General features: G+C 58.6%; 6 protein-coding genes and 1 pseudogene. 5 read left to right on the plus strand and 2 right to left on the minus strand.

What is annotated here, in order from left to right:
- Positions 1–867: 867 nt before the first annotated feature.
- Both AC0L3E_RS29330 and AC0L3E_RS29335 read right to left on the minus strand, forming a co-directional pair.
- Entirely contained in the window at positions 868–1,173 is a 306-nt protein-coding gene (locus tag AC0L3E_RS29330) for a hypothetical protein (RefSeq protein WP_473606264.1), read from the minus strand.
- Positions 1,134–2,015, minus strand: coding sequence for an acyltransferase family protein (locus tag AC0L3E_RS29335; RefSeq protein ID WP_473606265.1), 882 nt, complete (start codon positions 2,013–2,015; stop codon positions 1,134–1,136). Before AC0L3E_RS29335 ends, AC0L3E_RS29330 begins: the two co-directional genes overlap by 40 nt.
- Before the next feature lie 204 nt (positions 2,016–2,219).
- Between AC0L3E_RS29335 and AC0L3E_RS29340 the strand changes: the two are divergent.
- The 5 genes and pseudogenes from AC0L3E_RS29340 to AC0L3E_RS29360 form a co-directional block, all read left to right on the plus strand.
- Positions 2,220–2,431 (plus strand): annotated as a pseudogene (locus tag AC0L3E_RS29340) (flagellar motor stator protein MotA); the annotation flags it as partial.
- Between the two features lie 510 nt (positions 2,432–2,941).
- Positions 2,942–3,295, plus strand: a complete 354-nt coding sequence (locus tag AC0L3E_RS29345) for a hypothetical protein (protein WP_473606288.1) — start codon at positions 2,942–2,944, stop codon at positions 3,293–3,295.
- A gap of 797 nt (positions 3,296–4,092) precedes the next feature.
- On the plus strand, positions 4,093–4,866 hold the full coding sequence (locus tag AC0L3E_RS29350) for a DeoR/GlpR family DNA-binding transcription regulator (protein ID WP_473606300.1): 774 nt from the start codon (positions 4,093–4,095) through the stop codon (positions 4,864–4,866).
- 109 nt (positions 4,867–4,975) lie between these two features.
- Positions 4,976–6,502 (plus strand): glycerol-3-phosphate dehydrogenase, encoded by a 1,527-nt coding sequence (gene glpD, locus AC0L3E_RS29355; RefSeq protein ID WP_473606289.1) that lies wholly within the window; start codon positions 4,976–4,978, stop codon positions 6,500–6,502.
- 42 nt (positions 6,503–6,544) lie between these two features.
- Positions 6,545–7,597: ABC transporter ATP-binding protein (locus tag AC0L3E_RS29360; protein ID WP_473606290.1), on the plus strand; the 1,053-nt coding region annotated here is incomplete at its 3' end.

Here is a 7,597-nt window from a genome sequence, read left to right on the forward strand (position 1 = left end):
TCAGCTTCTTCTCTCCCTATCGGCACGACTTTGCGTGTCTTGCGGCGTGCGTGCCGCGCATCGATGCTGCCAATCCCGGCTTCAATCTCGATTGTACGGGCGAGCTTTTGCTGGGAGGGACATTGGGAGCGTGTCGCGCTTATGCTCTTTCCCCGACTTGGTATCTCGGCCTATGCGATCGATGCCATTGGGAGCCTATCGTCCAAGGTCCAGCTCTGCAGCTTTCACTGTCACCAGCAAGCATCGGGACCAGCGTGCGACGAATATCGCTTCTCTGTATGGAACCGAATTCGCACCGCGCTGCACGACCAACCTTATGACTGCCATTCTGACCGTCCTCGCGGTCGTCGCCATCCGCAAGGGGCGCGGGCCTGCGAAAGATCGACGGCGATGACTGCCATGTGGTCTCGATTGCCCGTGTAGACGACGGGCGGGCTGAACACATCTGCTTGCTATCCCTGAGTTCGAACGCAGACATCGCGAGGCCGTCGTGCTATACATTGGCGTCGCATGCGTTTCCTCCACTGTATGGTTCACGTGCGATCTGGGGCGGTCGCCGGCACGCGGCCGCTCCACCCGTTCCCCCTTGTCTGTTATGTGATTCGAAGCAGTTGACAGGCGCGGCTCAGCGGTTCGGCAATCCATCGAATGCCCCGGTTTCCAACCGGAATCAGACGGCAGTTAGGTTGATAGTGGCAAACCCAGCTTTGGCTTTTGGACACGCCTCACACTTCAGGAGGGACATAGCCCGACCGTTGCCAGGTGAGGGGGGGTGGTTCAACGACAGTGAGCAGTCTCGTTCCGGCGACCAGAACCCGGTGGGGAAGAGGAAAAACAAAAATCAACTGCAGATGGCCGGTGCCGGGTTCACTCAGCCGATTCCAGCTTGGCGCGTGGTTGCACCGTCCGGTTGGAAACCGCCAGATCGTGCGACCGGCCGATGCGCGCCCAGTTTGGCCGTTCAAACAAGAAAGTGCCAATACCGGTGCGTTTAACAAAGGCGTAAAGGAGGGCTGGGCTGGCCAGCGAGACCAACAGAACTGCGAAGCTGAGCGACCCTGTCCCGGTGATCAGGCCGCTGTTCAAGGCAATCCCGCGAAAGATCGACATGGGCAGCGTAAAGGAGACATAGATCACCAGCGAATGCTCGCCGAGCCAACGCAGCCAATCCATGAATGGGAGTCTTGCAAGCAGCCCACCGACCACACAAATCGCCAGGCCACCGGTAACCGCGAGCCCAAGGCGGAGGGGCGGAATGGCTGCCAGACCCATATCTGTTGTCGTCGGTTGAACAGAGAATCCTGACGAAAAAACCAGAAGGCCGTTTCCAAGCGCCCACACCAGCAATGCCGCAATGGAAAGGGCGGAATGTTGTTGCGCCCAATCAACCATGCGAAAATCACCGGCCCCAGAGCGGATCCGGCGTAGAAGAACACGAAATAAGCAGCGAATTCGTTTGCAATTGTACTGGCGGTGCTGATGTTCGCCAACTGCAACGCAGCCGCGGAGGTGATTGCGACAAGATGGGGAGTTCGCGTTTGCCAAATGAGCTTTGCGACCAATCCGAAGATCGCCAACATATAGATGAACCACAAAACGCCATATGGCTCTACAATCGCGAGGGCGGCGTCTCGGAGCATACCGTTGAGGTCGTGGCCATACAGCCCGACTTTCAGCCCGATCATAATGGCCGCCCATAGGACGTAGAAGTACGCGTAGTGCACTATTCGCCGATCGGCATAACTCAGCCACGGCCGGTCGATCACCTTCGCAAGGAAGAGGCCCGAAATGAGGAAAAATTCGGGCATTCGGAAAGGCGTCGCGAACGCAATTGCATAGTGCAGAAATCCAACCGCCCCGGTGTATTCGCCGGTGTTATAAGCCGAATACATCATGACGACCAGAATGATCGACAAACCCTTTGCGGTGTCCACCCATGGCATTCGTTCACCGGTCGTCAATGGGAGCTCCAGCGGACTTGGCGGCGTTTCAATCGGCGATCGTTCGCTCGCCAATGGATTTCCTCCCTTTTTGGGCCTTTTTGATTAACGCAATCCCAAAGCCGTGGATGGGAGACGAGATTCATCTCCTTTTGGAAGGACGTAGGGTTGCTCTGCTCAACAGCGCGCTGAGGCTCGATCCAGCGATAGTGCGAATGCGCTTTTGAGAAGAGCCGAGCCGATCAAGCCAACAAGCCTCACACAGGGCAGGCGGCCCACAACCATGACCTGATGCATTTCATCTGCGACTACTGCCGGATCATCATCATCGGCCATGCCCGTTCGCACGAGATCGAGCCGCTGATGGGCGAAGAAATCCAAACCATCAGGACCGACAAGCGTATCATGCGCTGGTGGCCATGGGCGACGGCCTGCCGGCGCTCAGCATCGCCGCTGCGCTCGGCGTCGTCAAGGCGATGGGTACGATGTCTACGATCCTGAAAACAGTCCATGCAGCGAGCATACGCGAGTTCGGGCAACAATCGATCTCTGGGGTTCAATGGTGATGACGCCCGCACAGCAAGCAAGCGCCGTCGGTGACGCCGCAAAGTCCTTGAAAGTCATGCAGTCCTGGCCGGTCTGCCGACACCTGCGATGTTGCAGCCGGTCACCAAGCCCTCCAACCGTCGTCGACCAAGCGCAGCTCAACGACATCATAGTCTCGGCAGTGCTTTAAACCGCCCCAAGTGTAAGAGCCGAAATCAAGCTCAAGCTTGATCTGCTTCTCGCTACCGACCTGGTCAGTGATTTTCTCCCAGGCCGCTGCGATATTGTCGGCCGTTTAGCATAGACGGTGCGGCCAATATGCTGAACTGGCCGCTTCAATCGGGATCGACTCTCATTTCTCCTTTGGTCCCATATAGTGCGGACCGACACCGCCACGGGTTGCCAATCAGGGGGCAATACTGTGAACTCGCTGAGGGTCGACAGAAGGACTCAAGATGATCAGATCAAATGGATCCGTGTGTCTGCTATTATGGCTGGGGGCGGCCCTGTCTGCTACATATCCCGCCAACGCGGCCGGCGACTATCCGACCGCCGTCGTTGTCGATTACGTGCTTGGTTGTATGAGGTCGAACGGGCAGACGCGAAACATGCTAGAACGCTGTTCCTGCTCGATGGATGTCATCGCCTCGATCCTTCCCTATGAGCGGTATGAAAGCGCCGAGGCCTTTAAGCGGATGTCTCAAACGACCGGTGAGGCCAGCGGGCTGTTTCGCGAGAGCGCACCGGCAAAAGCGGCGGGCGCGGAACTGAGGCGTGCGCAGGCCGAGGCCGACATACGGTGCTTCTGAGCGGTCGGTGCGCTGCTCAATGTGCCGGTTCACGGGTGGTCGGGGTCCACATGATAATGTCCAGGAATCCCGCAACTCCTTGGAACCATCCGAACCCCGCCCACTCAACCCTTTCGAAACGGCTCTAAAGTCTTGTTCACGGTCTCTCACCCACGTCAAATTCGCTACCGCTTTACGTGATAGATTCTAGCGGGAGGCACCTCAGCCAATGTACCGCGAACATGTGGGGACCACCAAAAAAATTTCCAGTGCGTCGGACTTTGAATGCCCTCTCACCAAGTGTGCTTCCAAATCTGCTTGGGAGCCGCCGGCGCCAGCAGCCGCTCGAAGCGCCTCCCAATTGAATTATGAATGAGGGACGTTTGGAGTCAACGCGCGTGTGGACACGTTCACGGCAGGCACTCCAATCACTTGCTGTGCGAGCAAAAGCACCAGCAAGTGAAAATCACGCCGGTTCGCTATGTGTAGTGGTTTCCTCGATGAAGTTCGGACGCTGCTCGGCGAGTCGCCGAGGCTTCAAGGCCCATGTCCGCGTTATCACATATACCGTGCTGATCGAGCCGACCAGTGCGATCGCAACCGACGTGGCGGGGTGTGCGGGGCGTGCAGCCGCCGTCTCTGCGGCGGTTGTTGCCAGGCTACAGGTGATTGGGCTGTCGTTGTGCATCTCAATCGATCCACGCCTACGAGATTGCGAGCGCCACTGCCGTACTGCGCGTGCCGCTTTTTGCATTATGTCTTTCCCGGGCTTTCGTTTTGGGATAATGCTGGAAAAACGAAACACAAGGTCTCCATCCATGTACTTAACGCCTCGTCATGCCGAGATCGTCCAAATAGCACAAGAGAATGGTCGTGTGCTTGTTGAGGAGCTAGTGGCGCGGTTCGGTGTGACGCCACAGACGATTCGCAAGAATCTCAATGACTTGTGTGATCAACGGCTGTTGACCAGGATTCATGGTGGAGCACTCCATCCTTCCAGCAATCAGAATATGGAGTATGAGGCCCGGCGAAAGATTGCTGCCAGCCAAAAGGAAGCAATCGGACGAGCGGCGGCCCGTCTAATCCCCGACAAAGCATCTCTATTTATCAATATCGGAACGACCACTGAGGCGGTTGGCAAGGCTTTGCTAGACCATACCGGCCTTATGGTCATCACCAACAACATCAACGTTGCCAATACCATGCGCTCATACGGAAATATTGAAGTCGTGATTGCCGGCGGTGTCGTTCGGGGCTCCGACGGCGGCGTTGTGGGCGAAGCAGCGGCCGATTTTATCAGGCAGTTCAAGGTCGATTATGCGGTGATTGGCGCTTCCGCGATCGATCATGATGGCGCTCTTCTCGATTTCGATTTTCGTGAAGTGAAAGTTGCCCAGGCAATCATCGCCAATGCACGGCGCGTAATTCTGGTCGCTGATTCAACCAAATTCGAGAGAACCGCACCCGTTCGCATCGGCCATCTCTCTCAGGTCAGCACTTTTATCACCGATCGGTGCGAGGTGGACGCCATTCATCGTATCTGCGAGGGAGCTGAGGTCGATCTTATCGAAACCTCACATCAGGAACCCTAGACGCAAACTTTCCCGCAATTTCGTTTGACATTCGATCGGTTTTCGAAATAGCTTTCCATTGGCTTCGGGAGGAGCTGAAGCATTCTGTAATGCGAAAGCTGGAGGCCCTGTGGGTCAACACTCGATCCATGACATCTTCGTCATCGGTGGCGGCATCAATGGCTGCGGCATTGCCCGCGACGCTGTTGGGCGTGGCTTTTCCGTCTTTCTCGCCGAGATGAACGATCTCGCCAGCGGAACCTCCTCCGGTTCGACCAAGCTGATCCATGGTGGCCTGCGCTATCTCGAATTCTACGAGTTCCGGCTTGTGCGCGAAGCGCTGATGGAGCGCGAGGTTCTGTGGAAGAACGCGCCGCACATCATCTGGCCGATGCGCTTCGTGCTGCCCTATGCCAGGGGCCTGCGCCCGGCCTGGCTGATCCGGCTCGGCCTGTTCCTCTACGACCATATTGGTGGCCGCAAATTGCTGCCGGCGACGCGGACACTGGACATGTCCAAGGATCCGGCCGGCAAGCCGTTGAAGCCGCTGTTTCACAAGGCCTTCGAGTACTCGGATGGCTGGGTTAACGATGCTCGGCTGGTGGCGTTGAACGCGCGTGATGCCGCCGACCGTGGCGCCACCATCCGCACCCGCACGAAAGTGGTCGGCGCGCGCCGCGAAGGCGATCTGTGGGCGATCCGCGTGGAAGACGTGCAAACGGGAGAGGCCGAGGAAGTCAAGGCCCGGCTGCTGGTCAATGCCGCCGGTCCGTGGGTCGACCACGTCCTGTCGACCACTGTGGGCCAGAACGACGTGCACAATGTGCGCCTGGTGCAGGGCAGTCATATCGTCATCAAAAAGAAGTTCGATGATCCGCGCGCCTACTTCTTCCAGAACAAGGACGGGCGCATCATCTTCGCCATCCCTTACGAGGAAGAATTCACGCTGATCGGCACCACCGATCGCGACTATCCCGGCGATCCGCATGACGTGAAGATCAGCGACACCGAGATCGATTACCTCTGCGCCGCGGCAAGCGAATATTTTGCGCAGCCGGTGAAGCGCTCGGACATCGTCTGGACCTATTCGGCCGTCCGTCCGCTCTATGATGACGGCGCCTCCAAGGCGCAGGAAGCGACGCGCGACTACGTGCTCAAGGCCGATGGCGGCGAGGGCGCTGCCCCGATCGTCAATGCCTTTGGCGGCAAGATCACCACCTATCGCCGGCTGGCGGAATCGATGCTGGAAAAGATCGAGGGTTTTCTTGGCAAACGCGGCAAGCCATGGACGGCAAACGCGCCCTTGCCGGGCGGCGATTTCCCGGCCACCGGTTTCGATGCCGAAGTGGCGAAACTGAAGACCGCCTATCCATTCCTCGACGCGCGCCTGGCTCGCCGGCTGACCCGGCTCTATGGCACCCGCGCAAGGATGCTGTTGGGGTTGGCCAAATCGAACGTTGATCTCGGCCGCAACTTCGGCGCCGATCTCTATGAGGCCGAGGTGCGCTATCTCGTTCAAAACGAATGGGCCGTCACATCGGAAGATGTATTGTGGCGCCGGACCAAGCGCGGTCTGCATCTCAGTCGCGAGCAGGTGGCGGCGCTCGATGAATTCATGCGCGGCATAAGCCGGCGCCATGTCGCGGCTGCCGAATGAAGAGGGGTTTGAGCTGATGCGGAAGGCCTGGGAGGAGGCGTCATGCTGGAACTGAGAAACGTCACCAAGGCGGTCGGCGCGGTCGAGCATATAAGCGACGTGTCGCTGACGCTCCAGCACGGCTCGCTCAACGTCCTGCTCGGACCGACGCTTTCCGGCAAGACAAGCCTGATGCGGCTGATGGCCGGCCTGGACGTGCCGACCTCCGGTTCGATCTGGTTCGACGGCCAGAATGTCACCGGCGTGCCGGTGCAAAAACGCAAGATCGCCATGGTCTACCAGCAGTTCATCAACTATCCGGCGATGACCGTTTATGAGAACATTGCCTCGCCGCTACGCGTGGCCGGCACCGATCAGGCAAAGATCGACAAGGAGGTGCGCAATGCCGCCGCCTTGCTCAAGCTGACGCCCTATCTCGACCGCACGCCGCTCAGCCTGTCCGGTGGCCAGCAGCAGCGCACCGCGCTCGCCCGCGCCATCGTCAAGAACGCCAGCCTGGTGCTGCTCGACGAGCCGCTCGCTAATCTCGACTACAAGCTGCGCGAGGAACTGCGCGCCGAATTGCCGAAGATTTTTGCGGCGGCCGGCACCATCTTCGTCTACGCAACGACCGAGCCGCACGAAGCCTTGCTGCTCGGCGGCAACACGGCGACGCTTTCGCAAGGCAAGATCACCCAGTTCGGACCGACAATCGAGGTGTTCCGCAAGCCGGTAGATCTGGTGACAGCCAGGACGTTTTCCGATCCGCCGCTCAATACTATAGTGCTTGCCAAAAAGGGCCGGGATTTCCTGCTCGAGGGCGGCGTCAACCTGCCGGTACCGGCAGAGCTCTCCGGCGTCGCCGATGCCAACTATACGATCGGCTTTCAGCCGCACCATCTGTCGCTCGAGCGGCTTAACGACGCCGCTGTGCCGGTGCGCGCAAAGGTCACGATCACCGAGATCACGGGCTCGGAAAGCTTCATCCATCTCGATTTCGCCGATGCGCGCTGGGTGATGCTGACCCACGGCATCCGCAATTTCGAGCCGGACGAGGTGGTCGAGGTGTTCATCGATCCGCGCCACATCATGGTTTTCGACGAGCACGGCAGCGCC

It is taken from the genome of Mesorhizobium sp. WSM4822 (assembly GCF_055811155.1).

Excerpts from the sequence above, each read along its gene's own strand:
- AC0L3E_RS29330 (WP_473606264.1), bottom strand. The coding sequence starts at position 1,173 with ATGGATTGGCTGCGTTGGCTCGGCGAGCATTCGCTGGTGATCTATGTC.
- AC0L3E_RS29345 (WP_473606288.1), top strand. The coding sequence starts at position 2,942 with ATGATCAGATCAAATGGATCCGTGTGTCTGCTATTATGGCTGGGGGCG.
- AC0L3E_RS29350 (WP_473606300.1), top strand. The coding sequence starts at position 4,093 with ATGTACTTAACGCCTCGTCATGCCGAGATCGTCCAAATAGCACAAGAG.